Annotated in this window: 15 protein-coding genes and 13 pseudogenes; 18 read left to right on the plus strand and 10 right to left on the minus strand. The window is 65.5% G+C overall.

Annotated features, from left to right (window positions below; translation table 11 throughout):
• Positions 1-731: 731 nt before the first annotated feature.
• The 3 genes and pseudogenes from ABT070_RS41650 to ABT070_RS41660 all read right to left on the minus strand — a co-directional run bounded on the left by ABT070_RS41650 (position 732) and on the right by ABT070_RS41660 (position 3225).
• A complete protein-coding gene (locus ABT070_RS41650; protein ID WP_451102824.1) occupies positions 732-1271 on the minus strand; it encodes a sigma-70 family RNA polymerase sigma factor in 540 nt (179 codons plus the stop codon).
• Positions 1272-2457: 1186 nt separating this feature from the next.
• A complete protein-coding gene (locus ABT070_RS41655) occupies positions 2458-2715 on the minus strand; it encodes a replication initiation protein, RepL2 (protein WP_451102835.1) in 258 nt (85 codons plus the stop codon).
• 50 nt (positions 2716-2765) lie between these two features.
• A pseudogene (locus ABT070_RS41660) lies at positions 2766-3225 on the minus strand (MarR family transcriptional regulator).
• Positions 3226-4301: 1076 nt separating this feature from the next.
• Between ABT070_RS41660 and ABT070_RS41665 the strand changes: the two are divergent.
• The 4 genes from ABT070_RS41665 (at position 4302) to ABT070_RS41680 (ending at position 6965) form a co-directional block, all read left to right on the plus strand.
• On the plus strand, positions 4302-4736 hold the full coding sequence (locus ABT070_RS41665; RefSeq protein WP_351768185.1) for a hypothetical protein: 435 nt from the start codon (positions 4302-4304) through the stop codon (positions 4734-4736).
• Positions 4737-5281: 545 nt separating this feature from the next.
• Positions 5282-5626 (plus strand): fic family toxin-antitoxin system, toxin component, encoded by a 345-nt coding sequence (locus ABT070_RS41670; protein WP_351768186.1) that lies wholly within the window; start codon positions 5282-5284, stop codon positions 5624-5626.
• A 338-nt stretch (positions 5627-5964) separates the two neighbouring features.
• Positions 5965-6168 carry a hypothetical protein gene (locus ABT070_RS41675; RefSeq protein WP_351768188.1) on the plus strand — a complete coding sequence of 68 codons (204 nt, stop codon included), beginning with the start codon at positions 5965-5967 and terminating at the stop codon, positions 6166-6168.
• A gap of 68 nt (positions 6169-6236) precedes the next feature.
• The gene (locus tag ABT070_RS41680) at positions 6237-6965 is read left to right on the plus strand and encodes a prepilin peptidase (protein ID WP_351768189.1); all 729 of its coding nucleotides are present in this window, start codon (positions 6237-6239) and stop codon (positions 6963-6965) included.
• A 50-nt stretch (positions 6966-7015) separates the two neighbouring features.
• Here the strand turns inward: ABT070_RS41680 and ABT070_RS41685 are convergent, their stop codons facing one another.
• Both ABT070_RS41685 and ABT070_RS41690 read right to left on the minus strand, forming a co-directional pair.
• Positions 7016-7660 carry a class I SAM-dependent methyltransferase gene (locus ABT070_RS41685; RefSeq protein ID WP_351768191.1) on the minus strand — a complete coding sequence of 215 codons (645 nt, stop codon included), beginning with the start codon at positions 7658-7660 and terminating at the stop codon, positions 7016-7018.
• Between the two features lie 648 nt (positions 7661-8308).
• Positions 8309-9724: an NsdA family TPR-like regulatory protein gene (locus ABT070_RS41690; RefSeq protein WP_351768192.1), complete on the minus strand. Its 1416-nt coding sequence runs from the start codon at positions 9722-9724 to the stop codon at positions 8309-8311.
• 359 nt (positions 9725-10083) lie between these two features.
• On the opposite strand from ABT070_RS41690, the pseudogene ABT070_RS41695 reads away from it, so the two are divergent.
• The 3 genes and pseudogenes from ABT070_RS41695 to ABT070_RS41705 all read left to right on the plus strand — a co-directional run.
• A pseudogene (locus tag ABT070_RS41695) lies at positions 10084-10629 on the plus strand (dTDP-glucose 4,6-dehydratase); the annotation flags it as partial.
• Positions 10630-10660: 31 nt separating this feature from the next.
• Entirely contained in the window at positions 10661-11716 is a 1056-nt protein-coding gene (locus ABT070_RS41700) for a DegT/DnrJ/EryC1/StrS family aminotransferase (RefSeq protein WP_351768193.1), read from the plus strand.
• The gene (locus tag ABT070_RS41705; RefSeq protein ID WP_351768194.1) at positions 11716-12135 is read left to right on the plus strand and encodes an arsenate reductase/protein-tyrosine-phosphatase family protein; all 420 of its coding nucleotides are present in this window, start codon (positions 11716-11718) and stop codon (positions 12133-12135) included. Before ABT070_RS41700 ends, ABT070_RS41705 begins: the two co-directional genes overlap by 1 nt.
• A gap of 6 nt (positions 12136-12141) precedes the next feature.
• Here the strand turns inward: ABT070_RS41705 and ABT070_RS41710 are convergent, their stop codons facing one another.
• Entirely contained in the window at positions 12142-13305 is a 1164-nt protein-coding gene (locus ABT070_RS41710; RefSeq protein WP_351768195.1) for a UDP-N-acetylglucosamine--N-acetylmuramyl-(pentapeptide) pyrophosphoryl-undecaprenol N-acetylglucosamine transferase, read from the minus strand.
• A gap of 141 nt (positions 13306-13446) precedes the next feature.
• Between ABT070_RS41710 and ABT070_RS41715 the strand changes: the two are divergent.
• The 7 genes and pseudogenes from ABT070_RS41715 to ABT070_RS41755 all read left to right on the plus strand — a co-directional run.
• Positions 13447-13825 (plus strand): annotated as a pseudogene (locus ABT070_RS41715) (cation efflux transmembrane domain-containing protein); the annotation flags it as partial.
• A 120-nt stretch (positions 13826-13945) separates the two neighbouring features.
• A pseudogene (locus tag ABT070_RS41720) lies at positions 13946-14182 on the plus strand (sulfite exporter TauE/SafE family protein); the annotation flags it as partial.
• Positions 14183-14737: 555 nt separating this feature from the next.
• Positions 14738-15818: pseudogene (locus ABT070_RS46335) on the plus strand (IS630 family transposase).
• A gap of 79 nt (positions 15819-15897) precedes the next feature.
• A pseudogene (locus ABT070_RS41740) lies at positions 15898-16077 on the plus strand (transposase family protein); the annotation flags it as partial.
• A 125-nt stretch (positions 16078-16202) separates the two neighbouring features.
• A pseudogene (locus ABT070_RS41745) lies at positions 16203-16559 on the plus strand (transposase); the annotation flags it as partial.
• Between the two features lie 148 nt (positions 16560-16707).
• Positions 16708-17286, plus strand: coding sequence for a hypothetical protein (locus ABT070_RS41750; protein WP_351768199.1), 579 nt, complete (start codon positions 16708-16710; stop codon positions 17284-17286).
• A gap of 284 nt (positions 17287-17570) precedes the next feature.
• Positions 17571-17781 (plus strand): annotated as a pseudogene (locus ABT070_RS41755) (helix-turn-helix domain-containing protein); the annotation flags it as partial.
• Between the two features lie 1110 nt (positions 17782-18891).
• Here ABT070_RS41755 and ABT070_RS41760 read toward each other — a convergent pair.
• Positions 18892-19793: pseudogene (locus ABT070_RS41760) on the minus strand (transposase).
• 113 nt (positions 19794-19906) lie between these two features.
• On the opposite strand from ABT070_RS41760, the pseudogene ABT070_RS46340 reads away from it, so the two are divergent.
• Positions 19907-20961: pseudogene (locus tag ABT070_RS46340) on the plus strand (IS630 family transposase).
• An 872-nt stretch (positions 20962-21833) separates the two neighbouring features.
• Here the strand turns inward: ABT070_RS46340 and ABT070_RS41775 are convergent.
• From ABT070_RS41775 to ABT070_RS41785, 3 genes and pseudogenes are all read right to left on the minus strand, one after another.
• Positions 21834-22043, minus strand: a pseudogene (locus ABT070_RS41775) (transposase family protein); the annotation flags it as partial.
• Positions 22044-22190: 147 nt separating this feature from the next.
• Positions 22191-22410: pseudogene (locus ABT070_RS41780) on the minus strand (helix-turn-helix domain-containing protein); the annotation flags it as partial.
• 95 nt (positions 22411-22505) lie between these two features.
• Positions 22506-23120, minus strand: coding sequence for a hypothetical protein (locus ABT070_RS41785; RefSeq protein WP_351768200.1), 615 nt, complete (start codon positions 23118-23120; stop codon positions 22506-22508).
• Positions 23121-23302: 182 nt separating this feature from the next.
• Here ABT070_RS41785 and ABT070_RS41790 point away from each other — a divergent pair.
• From ABT070_RS41790 to ABT070_RS41800, 3 genes and pseudogenes are all read left to right on the plus strand, one after another.
• Positions 23303-23560 (plus strand): annotated as a pseudogene (locus ABT070_RS41790) (helix-turn-helix domain-containing protein); the annotation flags it as partial.
• A gap of 259 nt (positions 23561-23819) precedes the next feature.
• Complete coding sequence (locus tag ABT070_RS41795; protein ID WP_351768201.1) at positions 23820-23975, plus strand: hypothetical protein; 156 nt, start codon at positions 23820-23822, stop codon at positions 23973-23975.
• A 51-nt stretch (positions 23976-24026) separates the two neighbouring features.
• Complete coding sequence (locus tag ABT070_RS41800; protein ID WP_351768202.1) at positions 24027-24521, plus strand: hypothetical protein; 495 nt, start codon at positions 24027-24029, stop codon at positions 24519-24521.
• Positions 24522-25169: the final 648 nt, after the last annotated feature.

Raw genomic sequence — 25169 nt, forward strand, 5'->3', positions numbered from 1 at the left:
GTTGCGCCTCCGCGCGGCCCCTGCGCCCGCCCACTTCGCGGCCCCCGCCCGGCCGCCCCCGGCCGCGGGGGGGCCCCCCGGCGCCGCCCCGCCGCCCCTCCGTACGTGACGGGGGAGCGGACCGTCCGCGGGGGAGCGGACCGTCCGCGGGGGAGCGGGACCGTCCGCGGGGGAGCGGGACCGTCCGCGGGGGAGCGGGACCGTCCGGAGTCGCGCGGGTGCGGGCGAGGGCACGTTGCGAAAGGCCGGAGTGAGCTCGGCCGGAGTTCCAGGTCGTCGGAGCGCGGTTCTGCCGGCAGAAGCCACAGTCGGGTAGTTGGGCGTCGCGTGGACGCAGTGCTGCGGAGACTTGATGAGCCCTGAAAGGAATCTATGGAATGAGTGGGGTAAAAGCGACGCACAGAAAGGCACCTCTGGGGCGCTTTCTCGAGAGGGTTGGTGTGATTGGACCTTTGAGCTCTCGAGGGGCCGCCGAGGAGCCGTACAGCCGTTTTCGTCGGCTTGCGACGAGCCCTACCTCCTCCATGTGGGCGAAACCAGGCGTGTGACGGCACTCAAAACGCTTCGCGAACGGATTGTCACCAAGCACGAGAGGCGAGCACCGCGCAGTGGGCGTCGGCGGCGGCCTGGGCCTTCGACCGAGGGGGACACGGCCGCGGGGCCAGTGGTCCTGAGGGGTGAGCAACCTCCAGTGGGCGGGCCACGAGCCGAAGAACTTGGAGGCGGAGCGGTCAGGATTCCATGTGCCCAGCGAGTTGAGACAGGAGCGGATCGGCGGCGAGGCGTTGGCGCGCCTGGTAGAGATGGACCCGCACCGTGCTGGGGCTGATATGCATCTGCTGCGCGATGTGGGCTGTGGGGGTGCCGAGTGCCCATAGCCAGGCGGCCTGCCGCATGCGGCAGGGGAGCCGGTTGAGTGCGTCGGCCAAGGCGCTGTTGCGGTGGGTGTCGATAGTGATGTCTTCGGAGCTTCGCTCGTTTTCCTTACTGCCCAGAAGCTCGCCGGTCGTTACCTCAAGCCGGAAGCGCGCTGAGGCGAAGTGGTCGGCCACAAGATTGCGGGCAACGGTGATCAGCCAGGCGCCGAAGTCCCGTCCTTGCCAAGTGAAGGTGTGCAGGCGCGCGAACGCACGGACGAAGACTTCGCTGCACAGGTCCTCGGCCGTCGCTTTGCCTCCGATCCGGTAGAAGACATACCGATACACCGTGTCGCGGTAGGCAGAGTAGAGCTGCGCGAAGGCTGCGCTGTCGCCGGCTTGGGCGCGCTCCACGCACTGCAGGATGCCCTGAATCCGGTTTGCCGGTTCCCCGCCCGCAGGGCGGGGAACCGGCGATGTTGATGCCGTCATCACACCTCAGCTGCCGGGGTGCCAGGGCGGTTCAGGGCAATCCACAAGGTGGCCGCGGCTTGGATGAGAGCTGCGGTGCCTGCCATGGCTGCCGGGGCCGGTGCTGCGAGGCATACTGGCACCGCCAGCAAGATGATGATCACGAGCACAATTACTTGGCCGCGACGTGGACGTGGCATGCGCCAGAGCGTCCACCTGTACTGGCTGCCTGACGGATGCAGAGAGAGATGCATTACGTGAACTCCCATGCCTGAGAGGGCCTTCACCGTGCTCCGGCCAAGGACTGCGGCGGAAAGCCCCGCGAGACTGACACCTCGCAGTGTGGAACTAGTCACATACCGCAGCCAAGAGTCGAGGCCAGTGGACAAATTCACACGTGCTGGACTAAATACCGTCGGTGTGGCCATCGTTGAACACTTCGCCAGCACATCCACAGGGGTGACGCTGCCGTCTAAACGGATGCGGACTACTTCCGCGTCTGAGAGAAGCCCGCCGTCTCGCTCCGGCCAAGAGACTAAGGCGGCGGGCTTCCGCAAGTGGCGCCCGAGGAGTTGTGCTGGCGAACCCTGAGCGAAGCCATACACGCACCCATGCCGCCCAAGTACACGGTCCAGCGTGTCCTCGCCCAGGCCAACTGGCTCAAAAACGCTGACGATCGAGCCGCCCGCAATGTCCACCTCGAGGCAATAGCTGGCACCGACCAGCCACTCAACCATCAGCGCTAACAGGCGACAGACCCGGTCCAGGAGGGCTCGCCGCTCGAGCGGAAGCGGTTCTCTGCTGTACAGCCGCTCTCGGGATACCTGCAGCTCGACGACTACGACAACATACCGGCATCGGCCATGTGGGCCTCTGTCTTTTCCCTGCAGGGGCTCTGGCCGGATGGAACGTCCGAAAAGTTCCTCAATGCTCTGGGCACCTGTGTTCCGCTGACTCAGTTGCGCGACCACCGTCTCCAGCCACAATGCTCGACGCCTTCCGAGAAAGACTGACCACGAGTCCGGCGACTGCGTCCCGCGCGAGCTCATGTACGTGAGGTCAATGAGTACCAATCCCGGGATTGGTACTCATTGACCTCACGTACATGAGCTCTGCACACTGGAACTGTTCAGGTTGCGCGGCGCAGAGGGACGACAACGTCCTCGCCGGTGCTCTTCTCACTGAGCCGGTAGTAGCTGATGTGTGCCAGCCGCTCGGATTCTTCGAGCCATCCGGCTTCCACGACCTGGCGCCGGGTGCGGGAGAACACGGTCGGAGACATGCCCACGAGCTTGGCGAGGTTGGCGCCGGTCTCAACGACGGCGCCGGCCCGCTCCGTGGGATGCATCGCGTAGAGCATGACGACCAAGCGTTGGTTGGCGGTCATGCCAGCGGTGCGGTGGAGGACATCCAGAAGCTTTCGCTTTTCGTCGTTGTTCACTGGGCCTCCCACCATGAAGGGGACGTGTTGTCGAAGCCGGGGATCTCCGGCGGGTTGCACGTCTTGATCGCTTCCCGTTGCTCGATCCCGGTCCCGTGAAAGGCAATGTACGGGCTGATCCGGTAGAGCCTGTAGTTGCCGATCCGGCCGCGCTCGATCAGGATGCGACGCTTGAGCAGTTTTCGGTTGATCTTGCCGACGGCATCGGCGGTCATCCCGACCTTCTTGGCGATGTCCGCGCCGGTCGCCCTCAAGGGCGCCATGCCCTGTGGGGAGATCCCGATCCACCACAGCACGAGGAACTTCTGGCTCGGGGTGAATTCCTTGCTCTCGGTGATCGCTGCGACTCTCGCCTTGTCGACCTGGATGTGCTCGCCGGAGAAGGCGTAGGGCGCATAGCGCATAGGGGATGGCCTCGCCCGTGTCCGCATCAACGAGTCTGCGTACTGCTCCCAACGGGCCCTCCGTACTGGGCATTGCCTCAACGCGCATGGACCGCGACCCTCAGGCCGACTAGATGAACTTAACGTACATGAGCACGGAGTTCATCAACCCTGCTTCCAGAGCGTGTCGCTGAACCTCACACCGATCCGCCCTACTGCCATCCCACCCGGGCACATGCTGATGAACCTGACGTCAATCTGGTCGGATCCTGCACCCGTAGTCACGGTTCTCAAGACATGGGCACTACAGCTCCAAAACCGTCTGCCCTGCCTTCAGAAACCGTCTGCCCTGCCCTCAGGAACTGGGTGCACGATGGTGGGGACTGGGTGCCAGATCGCCGGAACTGGACGCTACAAAGCATTTCTGCAGGTCAGATCGCCATGGACACCTGCAGCCTCTTAAGCAGTAGGAGTGGCCGTTACCTGCTGCCGTCCCCGAAACACACCGGCCCTCCAAGGCGTTCGCGCAGGGCATCGCTGAACGCCGACTGCATGGCGTTCACATCCATACCCACTACCCCTGGTCGACAGAATGCCGCATCCTCCCCAACCTCACCCCAGCCCACGAAAGCAGGCCACGATGCAGCAGTAGTCGACGAAGCACCCGTCACGTGTGCCTCCATCAGCCCCAACTGACCACAGCCACGCTGCCTATACACCGCCTGCCAAGCCGCAGCCGCTCCATCGCCTGAAGGCCCCATCGGGGCATCGGCGGCCCCCCAGGGGCCGAGGATGTACCGACCCGTAGGCGCGGAGAGGCGAACCTCCGCTCAAGATCAAGTCCCTCGGCCTCGATGGGGCCTGGGGGTGGGGCCGGAAGCGGGCGTCCCTGGGTGAGTCTCCTCGGACGTAGAGGTTCCCTTTGTGGTCCAGATCGCTGCTGCCGTCCTGGAACATCGGCTGCCATTACGAACCGATGGAAGCCACTAGAGCGCTGGACGTACGTCGGGCCGGCGCCCAGCGCACAGCGAGTCTGAAGGGTGCTGGCGCCCGCTGGCGCTGGGCTGAAGCGACGGCGTTTCCTTCGACTGCTGCCCAGGCTCTAGAGGCGGCGTGACCAGGCTGCAGGGCCTGAATAGGCTTCTGCACATGGCCAGTGAATCCTTGCCCTACAACCGGTTCCTTGGTGAGTTTCAGGAACTGACACATGGTTGCCCCGACGGCCCTTCACTTCGCGACTCGGTCCGCGACCACGCCGCCCCGGGCGAGGAAAAGCTGGTGCGTTATCTCCGTTCAGGATCTGCCCTTGCCGTCACCGGATCGCCAGTCCATGACGCGCTGAGCAGCGAACTCATCGGCGCCTTGGAGCTGCGCACTGACGGCGAGTGGTTCTGGTACTCCGACCTCGCTCACTACGTCGAGCGCTACCACGTCCCGCTGGACGAGGCCTTCGTCGACCACGCACGCGCACACCACTGGACTCCACCCAAGCTCTCTGCGGAAGACTGCGTCCAGATCGGAGACACTCTGGACGCAGTGCCCGATGCCGAAGACGCCGGAGACACGCATGGCTTGACCAAGTAGGCGCCTGAGGTGTCTGTCCGGTCCTCGCCAGCCAGCGTCGGCAGGTGAGGACCGGGCGGAGCCTCCGGACGTGTCGGACACCCCTGGCAGGGGGCGGGGGTCGTACGTCACGCTGGTGACGTCGACGGAGGGGGCGCCACAGGGCAGTGGAGTTCGACGCGGTGATCGACCGGGACGGCGTGACGTGGCGGGCATGCACCGACGATGACGGGGTGCTGGTTCATCGATGTCGACGCGGATGTCGAGGTGTGGGTGAACCGCGCGGTGGTCGGCGGCTGCGTTTATCCGGCGTGGGTCGGAGGTCGCTGTTCGGGGGCGGCAGTCGGCACCGTGCACGGGGGTGCGGGCTCCCGGGGGCGCTGAACGCCGAGGAGTGCTGGCGCCGTGGCGCGCGCGGTTCCTTGAGGGCAGCGCCCTCTTCCTCGCCACGCCCGGAGTGCGCGAGGAGTTCGCCAGCCGGTTCGGCCCGCAGCCTGGTACTGCGGCGTCCGCGGCGTAGGGCGGGCACCGACACAGTGGACCTCTCGGTAGATCTTCCATGGCTCATGGAGATCGCCCGCACACAGCTGGGCGACCCGGACGTCACGGACTGGGGAGCGCTGGAAGCGGCCCGCGCACGGCACGCCTTCCGCGTCATGGACGAACCCGTATACCCGCGGCCGCATCACCGCGCCGCCGCCCTCTTCCACTCGCTCGCCCGGATCCCGGCCCTGGAGCACAGCAACGAACTCTTCGGCGCGACGGTCGCGGCTGGCTACCTGCACGCGTCCGGCCTGCCCGTACGGTTCACCGCCAAGGAGGCCGCCGACCTCGCCGACCAGGTGTCCGCCAGGCAGGTAGATGTGCGCGCCCTGGCCGCGGCACTCAAGGAGTGGACGGAACGCACCTGATCGGTCCGTGAGCAGGAAGAACGACGCACTCTCACACCCTCGGCGATGATCTTGTCCGATGGGGCCGGCTTAGGCGGTCGCATCCGAGTTAGCCTGATTTCTCCTGCAGGCGGCCCTGAGTCGACGTATCAGGAACCTGCAGGTGGGATCGAATGCAGCTCTGAGTAATCGAGCAAGGGGCGGTACCCGCTCCACGGTGGCAGTAACCGAGCGCGTCGGACACGCGCTGCTTGAGACGCTGAACGTCGGCAGGTCTCAGCGACGACCGCTCTGAGGGTGGTCGAGCTGAGGCTGCCTTGCACCAGTTCGGCCTTCCCCTCGGAAGGGGAAGGCCGCCGGTGGAGACCGACCACATCGTTTTGATCATCGTCGCCGTGTTTGCGATAGCGGGCCTCTTGCTGATGTTCCTGCGTGCCTTCGTGCACGATCTCGACTCGTTCATGCGGGACCTGTTCAGGGTTATCGACACGTGGCACGAGCTCAAGGAGAAGTGGAGCCACGCCCGCACGGGAGACCGTTCGGAGAAGACGTCTGACGACTGACGCGGGCTCGCGCCCCGGCCGCGGCCTGAAGGAGTGGCCCGGGCGCAGATGAGCATAGGCTCCGTCCGGTGGAGACGTTGCTGATCATCACGGCTGCTGTCCTGTGGGGCTGCGGCACGGGCGTGCTCATACCCCGTCCCGCGTACCGGTTCTCCGTGCCGCCCGAGGAACCCTGGCGGTCGGTGTGCCCGGCTGGCCACCCCCTCACTGGGACGGGCGGCTGGCTGGGGCGTGCTCGCTGCGCCGCGGGGGACACTTTCGGGCCGAGCACCCTCGCCGCCGCCTTCGCCACGGCCGTGGTGTGCGTTCTTCTTGCCACCACCACTAGTGCCCGCCCCGAACTGGTGGTCTGGCTGCTGCTCGTCCCGGCCGGCGTGCTGCTCGCGGCCGTCGACTTCACGGCGCACCGGCTGCCGGACGTGCTCACCCTGCCGCTCGCTGCGGCCGCGCTCGTCCTGCTCGGCGTTGCCGCGATGCTGCCCAGTGCCGGCGGCAGCTGGACGTCCGCGCTGCTCGGCTCCCTCATCCTGGGAGCCTGCTACTTCGTGCTCTTCCTGCTCAGCAAGGGCTTCGGGTTCGGCGACGTCAAGCTCGCCCTCGCCCTGGGCGCTGTCCTGGGCTGGTACGGCTGGGCGATCGTCGTGGTCGGGACCTTCGCCGGGTACCTGCTGGGCGCTCTGTACGGCATCGTCCTCATCGTCACGGGCCGGGACAGCCGGAAGACCAGGATCCCGTTCGGCCCGTTTCTTCTCGCCGGGGCGTTCGCCGGTGTGCTCCTGGGCTCCTGCACCCGTTGATCCCCATGAGACGAGGCGGGCGGGACCCGCCAGGGCCTCGCCCGGAGATGTCAGGGGCGGCGGGCGAGCAGTACGTCGAAGCGCGCGTGCTCGATCAGGACGCCCGCGTCGGCGTGTTCGGTCAGCAGGGCGAGAGCGCGCTCCTGGAACTCCTCCAGTCGGTTGCCGAACAGGGGACGGGTGGCGAAGGACGTCGAGTACAGGTAGCCGATGACGGTCTGCGGGGTCCAGGGACGTTCGACGGGGATGGTGTGTTCCTCGACGTGGGCGAAGGCGGACTCGATCAGGATGTCCCGGTAGGGGCGGTCATGGGTCGCGTAGGTCTTGTCCTTGCCCGCCCGGCGTTCGCTGCCGGTGTATTCCTGGATCAGGGACCGCAGGGCGTCCGTCCATGCCGAGCGGGCGGTCCAGAGGCTGCCGTCCCCCATGACGGCGATAGTGGCGTCCTTGACCGTGCAGCCCTCCAGCAGCGACAGCACGGCCGGCTGGTCCATCCAGTGGAAGGCTCGGCAGATGGTGACCGTGTCGGCTGCCCAGTGGGCGTAGGGCGGGATGAAGTCCTCGGCATGCCTGTTGTGCAGGCGGATTGTTGTGGCGGGCAGTCCGGCCAGTGCCTTGTCGGCTTCCCCGAGCATGCCGGGGTCTCGTTCGACAACGTCGATCTCGGCGAAGGCGGTGTGTAGGGCGGCGGGCACTTGTCCTGTTCCCGATCCGAGGTCGAGGAGGACCGCGTGCTGCTTGCTGGCTACCGTCTGGCTGAAGGAGGCGGACGGCAGCCTCGGGGATGCCGGGCCGGTAGGTGGCGTAGTAGGGGGCGGTGTCAGCGAACTCGCTCATGCTGTTCTCCATGTGGTGGGTGAAGCCCGATAGCCTGCCCGGCAGGCTCCCCGTTGACCGCCCGCAGATCCGAAGACGGCGTCCTGCCCACTGCGCGAGCAAGATCGTGACCGAGCGACCCCGCAGACGCAGGTACGACTACATCTCGTCCGTCAACGACGGTCTCTCAATCCGCGGACGCGAGCGATGTTCCTGGTCTCAAGGCAAAGGCATAGGCGGATGCAAGCTGGAGGAGTTCCGGAACGCCCTGTGCGTGGGCGTAAGGCTGGAAGCGGGGGAGGAGGTCGTTGATGACGCTGACGCAGCAAAGTGCGCGGATGCGGCGGGCCAGGAGCAGCGACTGGGTGGACGACGCCGTCGGCGCTGAGGGGCAGCCAGCTCGGCCAGTCGTCGACGCGGACGATGTCCGCGGGCCGGCCGAGCGCTTCGGCGATGTAGATCCAGGGGTTCCGCGTTGGGGTTGATGCCGCGCTGGCATTTATTGCGGTCGCTCGTGCATTCGACGCTCAGGGCGCCTGGGGTGTGCTGAGGACGATGGCCCGGTGGGCGTGGTGGGAGAGATCGGCGACTCTGGGGTCGCGGTGCCAGGGCGCCATGGCCCGTACGACTCCGGTGAGGTACTCGGTTGCGCGGGCGGAGCGCACTTGGCTGAGGATGCGGACGGCGCGATGGCCATCGGCTACGGCATGGTCGAGGTCGCCCCGCTGGAGGTGGGCCGTTGCCACGACGATCATGCGCAGGCCGACGGATCGGGTGAAGTCGCTGGCAGACATCGGCGCCGCCCGCTTGTTCCACCGCAGTGCGGCGTCGGGCAAGTTCAGGTCGCGGTGGATTTCGACTGCGTCGGCGGCCATCCGCGCCGGTGTGTAGTACCTGATCCACGCCGGTTCATTGCCGGGGGCTGTGTCGGCACGCTCCAGTAGCCGTTCCGAGGCGGTGAGGGCGGTGAGGGCGGTGGCGGCGGAGCGTTTGTCGCCGAGCCGGGCGTGTGCGCGGGATTCGATGAGCTTGGCGAAGGCGAGTACCCGTGGGGCGGCGTTGCCGCGTCCGCGGTCGTAGGCGCCCTGCGCCATATCCACGGCTTCGTCGGGGTAGCCGCGCAGTGTGGTCTGGAGGGCCAGATTGGTCATCACGTGGATGCCGACGTTGAGGCTGCCTCCGGCCTTGGCCATGCGCAGGGCTTGTACGAAGTGGCGCTGGGCGAGGTCGTGGTGGCCCATGTCGAGCGCGCTCCATCCGGCAATGCGGGCGAGTTCGGCGGTGCCGGCGTAGAGCTCCTTGCCGACGGCGTCGGTGTAGTCGCCGTGCAGGAGTGGGACGGCATGCTCGCGCAGGATGCGGGTGACTTTGGAGGCTGCAAGGGTGCCGCCGCCGAATTTTGAGTCCGAGCGCTGGGCGTGGGCAGCGGCTGCCCACAGGTCGTCCAGGTCGTGCCGGCCGACGCGGCGGTCGCCGGGGTGGGCGGCGTCCGGGTCGGTGGGGACGGCGAGCCACCGGGTGATCGGTGTGCTGTAGGCGCTGACGGCGAAGCCGCTTGAGGTGGCGAGGAACTGACGGCGGTGCACGGTGCTCCAGAATCGAGTGGCGGTACGGACGGCTTCTTGGGTGTCTCGGGGGAAGTCCAGCCCCACCTGGCCGGGCTTTTCCAAGACCTCAGGCATGCCTATCTCGTCCGGGCTGACTGGGCGTCCTAGCCGGTCGGCCAGTACCTGGGCGATGAACTCGGGAACCGGGGGCTTGGGGATCATTCCTCGGACTATCCAGTTCGCGACGCTGGTGTGGGTGTAGGAGCACGCGTGCCCGGCCCGCTGCGCCTTGGCGTTGACGAGGTGGGCAAGTTCGTTGCGGCTGAGGTGGGACGCATCGCTCAACTCGGCGAGAGCCGGGTTGGCGGGTTCGTCCGGGTGCTGGCTGAGCGCCATAGCAGACGCCTCCTAGGGGCCAAGGCCATGCCGGATGCGTCGCCGAGCAGGCCAGTTGGGACTACCGAAGGTAGTGGCCTGCGTACTGAGACGGACGTGATTTTACGTTTGTGGGCACCCTCGTGAGCCTGCCCGGCTCTCGCCTCCCGAAGGTTTCATGCACTTATCGCAACCACGTTCGACGACTGAATGCAGAGGTGAGGCGCCATGCAGACGAACCCTCCGGCGCGCACAGGGCGTTGGCGGCAAGACCAACTGCGCGCGACGTTCGACAGGAAGGCCGTGACCGATAACGGCTCACCGCAGAAGACACGCGGCACCTCCACGCCGTCTGCCGGTCAGCCGCAGCGGAGGCAGCCATGAAACTGCTCGTCACCGGCGGAGCCGGGTTCATCGGCTCCCACTTCGTCAAAGGCATGCTCAACGCCGAGGACGTCGAGCGGGTCACCGTCATCGACGCCCTCACCTATGCGGGCGACCGCGCAAACCTCGGGGAAGCCTTCCTCAGCCCGAAACTCACGTTCGTCCTCGGTGACATCTGCGACCGCGCCCTGGTCGACACGCTCATGGCCGGTCATGACGCCGTGGTCCACTTCGCCGCCGAGTCGCACGTCGACCGGTCCTTCCACACGGCGGTCCGGTTCATGGCCACGAACGTCCTCGGTACCCAGACCCTCGCTGACGCGGCCATGCGGCATGGCATCGAGCGCTTCGTGCACGTCTCGACGGACGAGGTGTACGGACCGCTCACAGAAGGTGCGGCCACCGAGGAGTACCCGCTGCGCCCGACCGTGCCCTACGCCTCGTCCAAAGCGGCCAGCGATCTCATGGCGCTCAGCTACTGGCACACCTACGGCGCGCCGGTCTGCGTCACCCGGTCCTCGAACAACTACGGACCCCGCCAGCAGTGGCGAAGAAGCCGCCGCCGTCACCCGTGTGCTGGAGAGCGGCCAGTACGGGCACACCGACATCACTGAACAGTTCGAACGCAGCATCGCCGCGTTTCTTGGCGTCGGTGACGTCGTCGCCGTCGCTTCCGGTACCGCGGCCCTGCACACGGCGCTGCTCGCGGCCAGCATCGGTCCCGGGCACGAGGTCATCGTGCCGTCCATGACGTTCTGCGCGACCGTTCAGGCGGTCCTCGCCGCCGGCGCCACGCCCAGGTTCGTCGACATCGAACCGGCCACCCTGTGCGTGAGCGACCAGCTTGTCATGGACGCCGTCACCGTCCGGACGCGCGCGGTCATCCCGGTCCACTTCGGCGGCCGCGCCGTCGATGTCTCCCTCATACGTGAGGAACTGGCCGCTCGGAACATCGTCGTCATCGAGGACGCCGCGCACTCCTTCGGCTCCCGCCTCGGAGAGGGCCGCGTCGGCGCGAGCGGAGATCTGACCTGCTTCAGCTTCGGTCCGATCAAGAACCTCACCTGTGGCCAGGGCGGAGCTGTCGTCCCCCGCACCCGGACCGAAGCGGACACGATCCGTCGGATCAGACTGCTCGGCATTCTCCAGTCCCAGGCCGAACGCGCCCAGACCACCGGCTACTCCGTGACCGGCTTCGGCCTGCGCTACCAGATGTCCGGCATCAACGCGGCCTTCGGACTGGCCCAGCTAGCGCACTTCGAGCAGGCCGAGGCCACCCGCCGCGCCCTGTGGCACGCCTACCGGAACGCCCTCGCCCCGCTGAACCACCGCGTGACCCTCATCGACGTCGACCCCGAACGCAGTGTGCCGCACCTCTGCCAGGTCCGAGTGCCCGCCCGCGACACAGTTTTCACGCAACTGAAGGCCCGGGGCATCGGCGTTGGCGTCCACTACCCGCCCAACCACCTGCAGCCCGCGTTCGGCCGGTGGCGGCGCGACCTGCCCGCCACCGAGCACGTCGCCGGGGAAATCCTGACCCTGCCCTTCCACCAGCACCTGACCGAGACCGACATCGACCACGTCGTCACCGCTCTTGGCGAAGTCCTCACGAGCGTGGGAGCCGCATGATGCGCCGCGTCCTGATCGTCTGCCTCGGCAATTTCTGCCGGTCGCCGTTCGCGGCGCTCGCCCTCGCCCACCGCGGCGGCACCGAGCTTGAGGTCCGCTCGGCCGGGCTGATCGGGAAGTGGGAGGGCGAACCCGCCAACGAGGCGATGATCAAAGCCGCCGCCCGGCTCGGCCTTGACCTCACCACCCACCGAGCACGCCAGATCACCCAGGAGATGATGGACTGGGCCGACACCATCGTGGCGATGGACACCCGCGTGCGCGATGTCCTCATCGACGTCTGCGGCGAGAGCAACCAGCCCAAGCTCGCCCTCTATCTGTGCGATCGGGACGTCCCCGACCCGATGGGCCAGGATCAAGAAGCGTTCAACGACTGCGCCGTGCTCATCTCGGCGGGGACGGCACTGCACATGGGATGAAGCCGCTCAGCCGGACGCGGCGGCGGCCAGAATCTCGTCGACGAGCCGGTCAGCCGCGTCCGGACGGCCGTGCGCACGGGCCCGCTCCGCCATCGCCTGCCGCAGGTGGGCATCGGCCAGGAGCGGGCCCAACGCGTCCCGCACCCGGGCTTCCGTCACCTCACCCTCGAGTGCGACCGCGGCCCCGGCCTCCTGCAGATGGCGCGCGTTGTGCGCCTGCTCGTTGCCCGCCGCCGACGCCAGCGGCACGAACACCGCAGGCTTGCCCAGCGCCGTCAGCTCCGCCAGCGTCCCAGCACCGCTGCGCGAGATCACCACATCGGCCAGCGCAAGCACGTCCGGCAGCTCCGCACCGACGTACCCGGCCAGGTAGTACCGTCCGGCCAGCTCGCCCGGCAGCCCGGCCGCCCGCATCCGCAGGCCCTCCTCGTGAGCCGGGCCGCACTGGTGGACCACGTTCGCCCGTTGCAGCAGCCACGGCAGCACCTTGCCCACCAACTCGTTGATCTGCTGCGAGCCCTGCGCCCCACCCGTGACGTATACCGTCGGCAGCTGCTGGGCGAAGCCCCACAGGCCCAAGGCCTCGACCGCTTTGGCCGGGTGCCCGGACAGGACCTGCGGCCGCACCGGGTTGCCCGTCACCACGGCGATCTGCCGTGCCGCTTCCGGCAGCAACGGCAGCGTCGACTCCGAAGACACACAGATCCGGGCAGCCGCCGAGGCCAGCTTCCGGTTCGCCAGCCCGAGGCGCACCGTCTGCTCGTGCAACACCAGCGGGCGGCGGCACAACCGCGCCGCCAGCCCAGCTGGCACCGCAACATAGCCGCCCGTCGCCAGCACAACGTCCGGCTGGAACTTCTCGATCGCTCTACGTGCCTGAAGGACACCGAGCGGCACCTGCGCCATATCCCGCACGTTCGCCGGGGACACGAGTTTCAGCGGGTTCTTAGAGCGGCGCATCTTGCCCGTCACCACGCTGACGAACGGAATGCCCTCGGTCGGCGCCACACGCGCCTCCAGGCCCTCAGCCGTCCCGATCCACAGAACATCAAGCGACCGCCCCTCAGCCGCGAGCCTCGCTCGCAAAGTGCCCACCGCGGTGAGTGCGGGATAGGTGTGTCCTCCCGTTCCGCCGCCCGTGACGACGAGACGGAATGAGTCGCTGTTCATCGGGACTGCTCCAAGACTCGGCGGAGATCAGACGAGCCGTCACAGTAGCGCTTCCTGCCCAAGTGGGACTGATACAGCAGCGGGCCGTACGAGCGAGTCAGTGTCTCGCGGGCTGCCGTACGTGTCGTCCGTATCTGCACAACGGGCGGTCGCCTGGCCGACCACTCGGTGCCCGGCATTGTCCTTGCCGCGCTCTCTGGCGGTCATGCCGTTCCTGTCCGCCGCCCAGCGCAGGGACGGCCGCGAACTCGGCCGCTCCGCCAGCGCCGTAGCGGACTCCAAACAGAGCCTGCTGTGCACGTACCTCTCGGCCGTCCTGCTCGTCGGCCTTCTGGCGAACCTGCTGCTTGGCTGGTCCTGGGCCGACCCCCTCGCCGCACTCGTGATCGCCGCCATCGCGGTCAAGGAAGGCCGCGAAGCCTGGCGAGGCGAAGGATGCTGCGCTCCCTCCATCGGGTATACGGCGTCCAAGCCCGAGGCAGGCACCTGTGGTTGCAGCGCGGGCTGCACCTGCTGTTGAGCGCTTAACCGCAGCACCCGGGGGTTTCGACAGCGGCTGTTCACTGCCATGGGAGGCAGTCGAAGGGCGGACTTCCCGGGTCCGGATACTGGGGCGATGATCTCTCGGAGGGGGCTTGCGGTGACCTGGTCGACAGGACTGCTCGGATTCGCTGCCGGGCTCCTGATATCGGTGGCCACCGCTCCTGTGGGCGTCTCCGGCGCGGTGTTTCTGCTGCCTGTGCAGGTAAGTGTCCTGGGGGTCCCGAGCCCGGCGGTGACGCCGACGAACCTGCTGTTCAACGTCGTGGCTGGTCCCGGCGCCCTGCTCCGCTACGGCAAGCACATCGCCGCCACCGTGGCTGTCGCGATCCTCCGGGGGGATGGGACGTCCTGCTGGGGCGGACGGGGCCGTGCCGTACGTCGAGGTGTCGTGCAGGCAGGGCGTAGGCGGGCGTCAGCAGCGTCCGTGTCGTCTGGCCCAACCATCACCTGGAACGTACGGTTCGGCATTCCTCTCCTGCGCCGGGCGGCCACACTGCCCGGCAGCTACGTCGGCGCGATGGGCGCCCGCTGCACACACGCCCTGCGCTTCCTGCGGGAGGGTCGGTGTCGAGGCACAACACCTGAAGGTCACGGCGGAGGTCATTGCGCGTCGCATCCGAGAGATCTACATCGGGGAGACCCACCCTGCCTCACAGTTGCATTCGGCGTGATCATTACGCCACGGTGTGTACGCCCGGCGTCAGCACGAAGATCTGGCCTGGAAGTACCTGCCGGGCCGTACGGCGCCTGAAGGTCGCCATGGCGCAGGGCCGCGCCGAGGTGCTGAGGTTTATGGAGGTCCCATTGCGGAGGTGGCGGCGCGGCTACTGACGTTTTCGGGTTGCGTTCGGGTGGTGACGTTGGGTGATCCCTGCGGTATGCCGGTGTCATGCGGTACGCGGATGGTGGGGAGCCTGACTGCTGGGCGGCGGGCTGCGCGTGAAGGGATCCGGCTGGAGGCCGGGCGGAGGTTCGCACGGGGTGACAGAACCTCGGACATCGCCAAGAACCTGCGGGTGAGCGAGCGTTCGGTGGAGAACTGGCGATGCAACTGGCGTGAGGGCGGCATGGAGGCTCTGAAGTCGAAGGGGCCCGAAACTGCCGAAGCTGTCGGACGAACGGTTTGCCCTGCTGGAGAAGGAGCTGGCCAAAGGACCGGCCGTGCATGGCTGGGAAGATCAACGGTGGACGCTGGAACGCGTCGCAACGCTGATCGACCGCCGGTTCCAGATCAGCTGCCCGATCACCGGAGTGTGGCGGCTGCTGCACCGCCACGGCTGGTCCTGGCAGAGCCCTGCCCATCGCGCACTTGAACGTGACGAGCACGCGGTCGGGCTCTGGAAGAAGGACGTGTGGCCGCAGGTGGAAGCACCTCGGCGGCGCTCGGGGCCTACCTCGCCTTCGAGGACGAGGCCGGATTCGCGATGACGCCGCCGCGCGCCCGCACGTGGGGCCGGCGCGGGCAGACTCCCGCGGTGAGAGTGCGGGGACGTTCCCGGCGGCGGATCTCGGTCGACGCGCTGTGCTGCTACCGGCCCGGCGACAGGTCCCGGCTGATCTACCGGCCCCGCTTCCACCCGCTTTTGAAAGGGGCCCGCAAGAGTTTCTCCTGGCAGGACTACCGTGACCTCCTGGTCCGTGCGCACCTGCAGCTCGCCGCCCAGATCGTGGTCGTCTGGGACAATTTGAACACCCATCGTGCCGCCGGGATGAGGAAGTACGCAGCCGAACACGACGGGCTCACTGTCGTCCAACTTCTCTCCTACAGACTGGACTTGCATCCAGTGGAAGGCGTGTGGTCGCTGTTACGGCGCGGCTGGATGGCCAACACCGCATTCACCGACCCCGACCACCTCGCACGCACCCTCCGCCAGGGCCTCGCCCACATCCAGCGCCATCCCGAACTCATCGACGGCTGCCTCACCGAGACCGGACTGGCCATCACTGCACACCAACCGAACCCAACCTGAAAAGCTCAGTAACCACTCCAGCACGGCCAGCCGACGATCGACCCTGACCGAGGAGATGAAGACGATCCGGACGAAAACGTTCGTCATCCTCGACGGCACGCTGCTGCCGATCGACCGCATCGCCGCAGCCACCCCGTAGTACTCGGAAAAACACAAACGCCACGGCATGAACGTCCAGGTCATCACCAACCCTTTCGGACGCCTGCTCTGGGCCTCGCCCGCCCTGCCCGGATCGACCCACGACCTGACCGCCGCCCGACACCAGCCAGGGCGGAACCGGAGAGCGCGTTGCCGCTCTCCAAATCCCCGTTCCGCGAGCAGTCGACGCACCTCCCCGACAGCACGGGTGACGGTCGAGCGATCGACGTCGAACAGTACCCCCGGACCGCGTGCCGCGACCTGCTCATCGCCGCCAACCAGCAACTTCTCGGCCTGATCGTGCTCGTGTGGGACAACCTCAACGTCCACAAAGACCGCCGGCTACGGGAGTTCATCGACACCCACGACTGGATCACCTGCTACTTCCTGCCGGCCTACGCACCCGACCTCAACCCCGTCGAGGGCATCTGGTCCCTGCTGCGGCCCAGCAGCCAGGTCAACACCGCCTCCACCGACCCCGACCACCTCATCAACACGCTCCGACACGGCCTCCGCCAGATCCAGTACCGCAGCAACCTCATCAACGGATGCCTCGCCGAAACCGGCCTCACGCTGACGACATCACGCCAACAACGTCAGTAACCGTGCACGGGCTCGTGACTGTAGATGGGAACTGTTCACCCGTGGCTCCGACGAAGTGTGCCCTTCCACCTGCTGACTGAACTGAAACTCACTCAGCCACGTAGTCCCGATAAAGATCACAAAGCCTCAACATCGAAGGAATTGTTAAGTGTTCAACGAGGGTAGGATCGGCCACTCGAAACCTAACGCCGATGAACTACAGAGGAATATATATACGGAGGTCAAAGCTCTATTTTCCCAGATAGAAGATTCCGAAAATATGCAGCAAGTGCGTCGCATATATCAGTACGTCACTCATGCGACGGTCGCAAACAAGGTGCGAAACAACAACGGGGACTCCTATGGAAAAATGAGGAACGGGCTCTGGGTGGAGACGCTGCGAGGAGCATTCGACAAAGCCGGCGTGGACATAATGGCGAAGATTAATCTGCCGTGCGATGAATTTGATCGATGGAAACAAGATCATCTCACACAAGTAGACCAATCCTATGGAACTGAAGGGGCGCAAATCCGCGCCCATACAGACCGAATAGCGGAAAGGGTTTGGCAAGACGTGGCTGCTGCCTACACGCAAGCCTACGGGCGGGCCACTCCAAATGTCGATAATATCGCGCGGACCGCAATCTTGTCATCAGCCTATCGGGCTACAGGTGTAAATAATCGAACTCAGATCGCCAGTTCAGCCGACATTATGACGCGCGTTAACCCAACCATCCGTCGTCATTAATTCCTCCATATCGGTGTTGATTGAGCCAGCAGCTCATCAAAGACTAGTGACTTGAGTCAGAGATTCGTCGTTAATCGGGTATGAGTCGCCCGGGTCCGAAGATTCCGCCGTTGTCGCTTTCAACGTGGCCACTGATCGGGTGACGACGTAGCCGTCCGCAACGGACAAGGCTCCCGTGCCGTTGAGGGAGGTGTTCGACGTCTCAACTCAATGGCGCAGGAGCCTTGTTAGTTATCTATCCTGCCGCACTCGACCTGCCCCATGCCCTGGTCGAGTGGGTCACCATGCTCATTGTCATCCGCGAGGGTGACCGCCGATGCAAGCTCCCGCCGCACCAGCGTGCTCTGGTCGGTCTGGTGTACCTGCGTCGGCACGACACTCTCGCGCAGCTCGCCGCCGGCTTCTGTATCTCCGTCGGCACCGCACACGCCTACACGACCGCGGTGATCAGCCTGCTCGCCGATCGCGCGCCCGGCCTGCTGCGCGCGCTGCGTGACGTAGGGAGCCTTTTCAGTGTGGTCACCGATCGGGTGACGTCGCTTCGGCAGCTCGGCCTGGCAAGGACAGCAACTGCCCTGCTTGGCGGCCTCGTGAACATACTCGGGACCCTCACCCGCCGGAGGGGCGGCTGAAGACGCTCAGTACCGGCCAGTCAGCGACCAAGGGAACTGAACGCTTGCTGCGCTGCCTGCGTTGTTGATATTGCAGCAAAGAAGCGACGGTGAATCAGCCCCACAAGGGTGAAAGGTGCTTAAATATGCCCATAACTCCTGAAGAGTTCGAACGCATCGAAAATGCTGTTATTGAGCGCCTATATCGTCAGTTTCACCCTAACTTTACAACGTCAGATTTGACGAACATCATTTATAGTTGCGATGCCCGCTTGCGAACATTTGTAAGTGGCCGCCCAGGGTTGACTCTTGACGGGATGCAAATTGCCCAGAGATTTCAGCAGTCCTGGATGTACCCAAATGGCGTGAAGGTAGATGAGAACGGGGCCACGCTCCAGTGCTACTCTCTTAATGAGGACGGCCGCCGGTACGCGCAAACCGTCAGTGCTGATCCATTCCTCGCATACCCGGCATACGGGCATGTGGCAACCCACGGAGGGGCATCCGCAGCGCCGGGCGGTCCTCAAGCTACAGCTAGTCCGTTCACGTCAGTGAATCGGGTAAATCAGACGCGCAATCGGTAAGTTGCTGACACCCGGAGCGGGCCGCCGACTGGACGGTAGCCGCTGAGTCTTTCACTGCGGTGACGCTTCCGAAGAAAGCGGCCTCACGGTACGGCTGCAGCAAAAGGCCTGTCGATTGGGACGACGACAAGGGTGGCTACATCGACCTCCAGCAGGCCTGCGCCTTTGCACCTGTATGTCGCGCCCTTGCGAGTCCTGCAAGACCCGCAAGGGCGTGACCACGCGCAAGACCTTCACCAGACCAGGCTTGGCGCCTGTGCGGGGGAGGGGGTGACGGCGCAATCTTTCCGACCTGATCTCGGCGACCGATCAAATCCAGAATGGGATCGACAGAAGGGTGACGGCAACAACTGCTTACGAGTTGGTGCGTGATATCGGGTGGGCCGTGGGTGTCCTCGGCATGGCGCTCGTCAGGTGATGATGCTGCGGTCGGATACCAAGGTGGCGATGGCCTGGTAGGTGTCGGGGAGACGGTCGCTGCGGTGGGTCCAGCGCTGGAGTTGTTTCCAGCGTTTGTGGTCGGCGAGGGCGTGCTCGACCGTGATCCGTTGTGAGGAGTGTTCGTGCCGCCGGCGTTCGTTGTGCTCGAGGAAGGGAAGTGTCGCGCCTGGTCGTAGCTTTCGGGGCTGGGTCAGAGCCTTGCCTCGATGGTCTCTACTCAGGCCGAGGTAGCCGTCGTCGAGGAGGACCTGGAACCGGTCGAAGGTATGGAAGCATCTGCTGATACCGGCCAGACGGGCGGCAGTGGCGTCGTGCATTCGCCCAGGCCGTAGGGCGTCGGCCCAGATGGTCGGCGATGACGGTGGCCTTCATGGTGTTCTGCTTCTTCTTGCCCGACACGAACACCCGCCGGCCGCTGCGGCCTACGGCCGGGCGGCGGACCTGGACCTCGGTGGCGTCCAGCCGCAGCCGGACACCTTCAGCCTCAGCGTAGGCAAACACATCCTCCAGCGTCCGCAGCCGCACACCGGGCCGTCCCGGAACGGCGAAACCCTGTCCTGCCAGCAGCCGGCGCACCTCACCCACCGCCCTGGTCACGGTCGAGCGGTCCACCTCGTACAGCAGGGCCAGCACAGCGTGCGGCAGGTCGTGCCGCAGATGGATCAGCGTGGCCACCAGCCGGTCCACGAACACCAGCTGATGCCGGGCGCCGGCGCCCGGAGCCCGCTTCCTCGTCCCGCCCCGGGCCCGATACCGGCGCCCCTCCACCCCGACCACCCACGGCCTGGCCAACTCCGCTACCAAAGACGACAGATGACTCCTCGAGACGCCCGTGAAACAACGGATGTGTCAGAACAGAACAAGCCACCATGCCTCTCACCAGCAGAGCATGCCCACTCGCTATCACGCACCAACTCGTTACTGACCTTCAAAGCGTGGTGTCGGTGGGCTGACGGGCCATGATCCCTGCGGTACGCCAAGTGCATGAGGTATGCGCAAGGGTGCGGGCTGACCGACGAACGGCGGGACTTCCGTGAGAAGTTGCGGCTGGAGGCGGCTGAGCGCTTCCAGCAGGGCGACGAGAACGCGGTCATCGCTCACGATCTGCGGATCAGCGTCCGGTCGGTACAGCGGTGGCGCAGGGCCTGGTCGCAGGAGGGGCCGAGAGCCTGGTCTCGAAGGGGCCGGCGTCCTTGCCGTTGCTCAGCGACGAACTCTTCGCCGTCCTCGAGCGGGAGCTGCTGAAGGGACCGGTCGCGCATGGCTGGCCGGACCAGACCTGGACGCTGTCGCGGATCAAGACCCTGATCGGGCGCCGGTTCCACAAGAGCTACACCGTCCAGGGTGTCGCCGCGCTGCTCAGATGGCATGGCTGGACCTGCCAGGTCCCCGCCCGCCGTGCCATCGAGCGAGACGAGGCGGCTGTGGCCGGCTGGATGAAGGAGACCTGGCCCCAGGTGGAAGGACCGTGGCGGCGCTCGACGCCCGGCTCGTCTTCGAGGACGAAGCCGGATTCTCGATGACGCCGCCGACCACCCGCACCTGGTCCCGCCGCGGCCACATCCCTGTGGTCCGCGTCCGGGACCGTTCCCGCTTATCGGTGGCCGCCTTGGCCAGCTACAAGACCGGTGAACCCTCGCGGCTAATCTACCGGCCCTGCGCGGATGCCCGGCCCGACGGGCGCAAAAGCTTCTTCTGGAAGGACTACCGCGACCTGATCCAGACCGCCCACCAGCAGCTGAGAGGCCCGATCGTGCTGGTCTGGGACAACCTCAACACCCACCTCACCGCCGGCATGCGCGGTACATCGCCGACCGCGACTGGCTCACCGTCTTCCAACTGCCGCCCTACGTACCCGACCTCAACCCGGTCGAGAACATCTGGTCCGTCCTGCGACGCACCACCACGGCCAACCGCGCCTTCGCCGATCCCGATGACCTGATCACTGCCGTCCGGCGCGGCTTACGCCAACTCCAGTACCGTCCCGCGTCCTCGACGGCTGCCTCACCGGCACCGGTCTCCGACGCCAGCCACCATGACGACATCACCCATTCAAGGACAGTAGAAGCGGTTCACATTTATCGGCGGGGTGCTGCATACGTGGTGTGGCTCCGAAGGTTCCAGGGGGCGCTCTGGGCGGAAGCGTGAGGAGCAGGAGTGGACGAACCCTCCGGAACCCTCGCTGCATATTGAGCGAAAGAAGCCGATGGCAAAGATCGCAGAACTTCGGCCGGCGCCTGGGAAAATTTTAAAGGGTCCTCACGTAGGAGCTGGGTTGCAGCGAGCTCCGCCAAGCTTGGCACAGTGACGCTCCCGGGAAACTTACTGACCCGACAAATAGGCTGCTTGTAATCAATTGCCTGCACGGCCAATTCATTGACTTCGGTACTGAACTTAATCAGCCTACTCTTGTCTTCGCGAACCTCTCCCGCTAGAGCAGTGTAGTCCTGAGTCGATTTTGCCGTCACATCCCTTCTATCGATCCCGATCTGGATTTGATCGGTCGCCGAGATCAGGTCGGAAATATTCTCTTCAAGGATAGCGTTTCTCGGGTAATAAGATGCCCGCCTTCGGTTGTCTTCCGAAATCTCCCTCATGCTGCGAACGTGAGCGCGCAGATCATTTTGCCTTTTAATGAAATCACTCTTTGTTACCTGTGGATCGTCTGGCATATTATCTAACCTTCTCGGCATGCTGCGGATTATTGGTACTTTTTTCGCTTCGCCTAGGCGGCAGACTTTTCGGACGCATTTACGGCGGTTAGCACTCTTCGTGCTGTGCTGTACGTTTCTACGTTTATGCTGGCCGCTTGGTTCAGTTGGACGGCACGGCCGAGTCGGCGACGGTCAGGAGCGGCCGCTCTCGCAAAACACCGGCGTCACGGCATGAACGTGCCCCTATGGCTTTCGTTGCCCGGTGTTGCGCGAGAGAACCACAGCGGGGTGCCGTCCGGACGGGCGATGACCTGGACGTTCATGCCGTGCTGTTTGTGTTTCTGCGATTAGTACGGCTCGTCCGCCTTGATGCGGTCGATCGGGATCAGGGTGCCGTCAACCACGACGTGGTCGCCCTCACCGAGGCCGGTGAGGGCTTCGTGCAGGCCGGGTGCCCAGGAGGCAAATCCCGCCTCGTCCTCGAAGACGGCAGACCAGTACCGGCCGGCCGTCGCCCGTGGGGACGGCCGGGACCGGCGTCGGGTCGCAGGCGACGGGGTCGACCGCGGCCAGGATGCGGCCGGATCGCGGACCAGATGCCGACCTCGGGACCATACGTCCAGGGTCTCGTCGACGTATCGCCAGGCGGTGGCTCTGGGATATTCCGAAACCGGCTCCGAGCGGCGAGAACGTCTCGTTCTTCCGCAGGTGGACCAACGTGAGCAGCGCCTGCTTGAAACAGCCGAGCTTGCGCCAGCCGGTGTTACGGGTCAGGCCAGGATACGGAACCAACAGGGCCCATTCGATCGCCGGCGTGATGACTGGAATCACCACGCCAACGACCAGGGGCCCTGCCCCGTCACCACAGCTGCTGACCAGCCCATTTCACCCTCCAGCACAGGATGAAAGAGGCTCATTGTGTAATGATATCAGCGGCGCTTTTGCTGGGTGCCACCTGCGAGCTGTGGATTTTCACTGACAGAGCGCGAAGAGCTGCTTGGCGTTGCCGAATAGTGCACGGAAGAAGGTGCTATAATTCTCATGCCTGCAATTTGGGCAAGACCGATACTTGAAATCCCTGAGCCGCCACTGTGGCTTGTGGAAGCGTTAAGGTAGGAATCATCGGGTCGCGCAGTATATCGATACGGCTCTCCTCTGCCATTGTTGGCGGAAACCCGTTGATTTGTCGCAACGATCGGGTCCATCAAGCGGATCGCACTCGCAGAGTCTAGCTCGTCGCGACTGGGTGCCTCCGAGGGGAGGGGAATTCTGGGCGGATCCTGAGCCGCACCGGCGTTGAGCTGCGCACTTTTAGACATATCCTCAAGCATATGCCTCTGCGCTTCCAGCATGGATGTCAGATGATTTGCAGGATACGTGCGTGCGAGCCCGATCGCCTCAGTGTAGATTTGGAACTTTTTGAGATCTCTGGCCTCGTGTGACTCATTTACTTTCCGCATGAGAATGTCCAAATTCTCTCGGGTTGCGCAAAGCAAGATTTGAAACTTTTCAGCCTCTGTAAATTCAACTTTCGCGTTAGGCATTTCAAGCCTTCTTTTCGTGTAGTTTATTTGCGTTCTCAGACGCAGCCTCGTCTTGAGATACGTCGAAGTTGCGGTCGCGGTTCAAGCGGCATCCGCGAGGACCATTCGTTAGCCTCGATCTTTCGTGATGGTCCGCCGACGTAAAGGGTGTTGCAAGGCCGCGTTCCGGGCATTTCCCTTGTATGCGTGGGGTGTTGAGGGCTGAGCCGTTGTGGGTGGAGACGTTCACAGGGCTGCGGATGGACCGGTTCGAGAGGCTGCTGAGGGTGGTCCGGGAGCGGGGCGGGAACGGTCCTGGTGGCGGCCGCCCGTGGTGTCTGCCACTGGCTGACCGGGTCCTCTTGGTGGCCGTGTACTACCGCACGAACCTCACGATGCGGCAGCTCGCCCCGCTCTTCGGGGTCTCCTCGGCCACGGTCTGCCGGGTCATCCAGCGCCTGTGGCTTCAACCGCATGCTCGGCCAGCTCTACTACTGCCTCCAGCACCACACGCCGTTCGACGAATACACGGCCTTTCCGCCCGCTGTCGCCGCAGCTGCTTGACACGTTGAGCGCCTGAGGTATCTGCGCTGCACGGCGTGCCGGACCACGCCGCGGTGGTCGTGCACGCATCGCCGCCGGGCCTGGTTCTACGACCTCACCGCCGCGAAGCCCAAGAGGGTGCCGACGCTCGCTCAGGAGTGAGCGCTGGACCGGGCAATGGCTGCCAGACAAACGTGCCGCAAGTGCAGAAAACGGTTCTACATCTGCCTGTCCAAGACGCTCGGGTGCTGCCTGGAGTGCCACGACGGCACTCCCGTGGACCCCAACAGCCACATGACCTCGGCGTCCGGCACGCACCGGCTGGCCGCGTGAACCGGACCCCGCCCCCTTCGAGTATCACCAACGAACCTGGAGGTTTGACCCATGCCCGACACCACCACGGCCCGCCCGTACGCGCCCGGCTCCCCGCTCGCGTTCCTGCTGGAGATGGCCGCCGACGCGTACGGCCCCAACGAGACCGAGCAGCGCGAAGACGCGGAGACCGCCGCCGCCCACCACATCTACGCCGCCTACCCGCACACCCTCGCGCAGGCCGTGGAGGCCGCGGACTGGCAGGCATCACCGGCCACGGAGCGAGGAGGCCAGCACTTCAAGGCGTCGGCGGCGGCGTCGCTGGACGGCGGCCTGTGGCTGCATCACACCCTGCGCATCACCGAGTACGACGGCGCCGCCGACGTCCTCACGCTGATCGTGCCGTGCACCTGCGGGCGCTACACCGACATCACGCTCGACGGCGAGGAGATGCTGCTCGAGGTCCTCGCGGAAGTGGCACCGACGCACGGCCGGTCGGTGCACGACGACACCGCGGTCAACTGCCGCAGCATCCTGGCGGCGCCACTCCTGCACAGCCAGCGGTAGCAGTCCCCGGGACAGCCCGCCGCACAGGCAAGGGCGCGGATACGGCCGCGTCGGGACAGACACCCGCCCCTCAGCTTCTCCGTCACGAGGGACGAGTGCACCTTCCAGCATGCCCGATATCCGGTGCCGCCCGGAGTGCACGTGATCACACAGCAAGAGGCGCACCCCATGCTCGGACAGCCCAGGTGCGCCTTCTTCATTCCGCCTGAGGGTGAGAACGGACACGCCACTGATGGTGGTATTCAGACACGACCAGGACGACTTCACCGACCTGTTCTGCGGTCTCGGAGGCTCCACCAAGGGCCTGAAAAGCGCGGGACTCTGGCTGCTGGCGATGAACCACAACCGGGTGCAGGTGGCCGCGCACCGGGCGAACCACCCGGAAGGGCTGCACCTCACTAGTTCGACTACCGATGCCCCAACCGGCGGTACAGGCACCTCATCAACGACCCGGTCACCCGGCCCATCAGCGGCGTCATCGACTGGTCCCTGCCCGGCCGGCGCATCGGCGACGGACGGCCGAACGGCAAGAAATTCACCCCCTACGCCGGCTCGACCCCCGCCCGGGTCGCCGCCGGCTTGGCTCACTACGGCCACGCCCCGCACGTGACGATCCTGCGCAAGAACACCACCGCTGTCGCCACCACC

The sequence above is a fragment of the Streptomyces sp. NPDC002884 genome, assembly GCF_040295245.1.
In the GTDB taxonomy this organism is placed as follows: domain Bacteria; phylum Actinomycetota; class Actinomycetes; order Streptomycetales; family Streptomycetaceae; genus Streptomyces.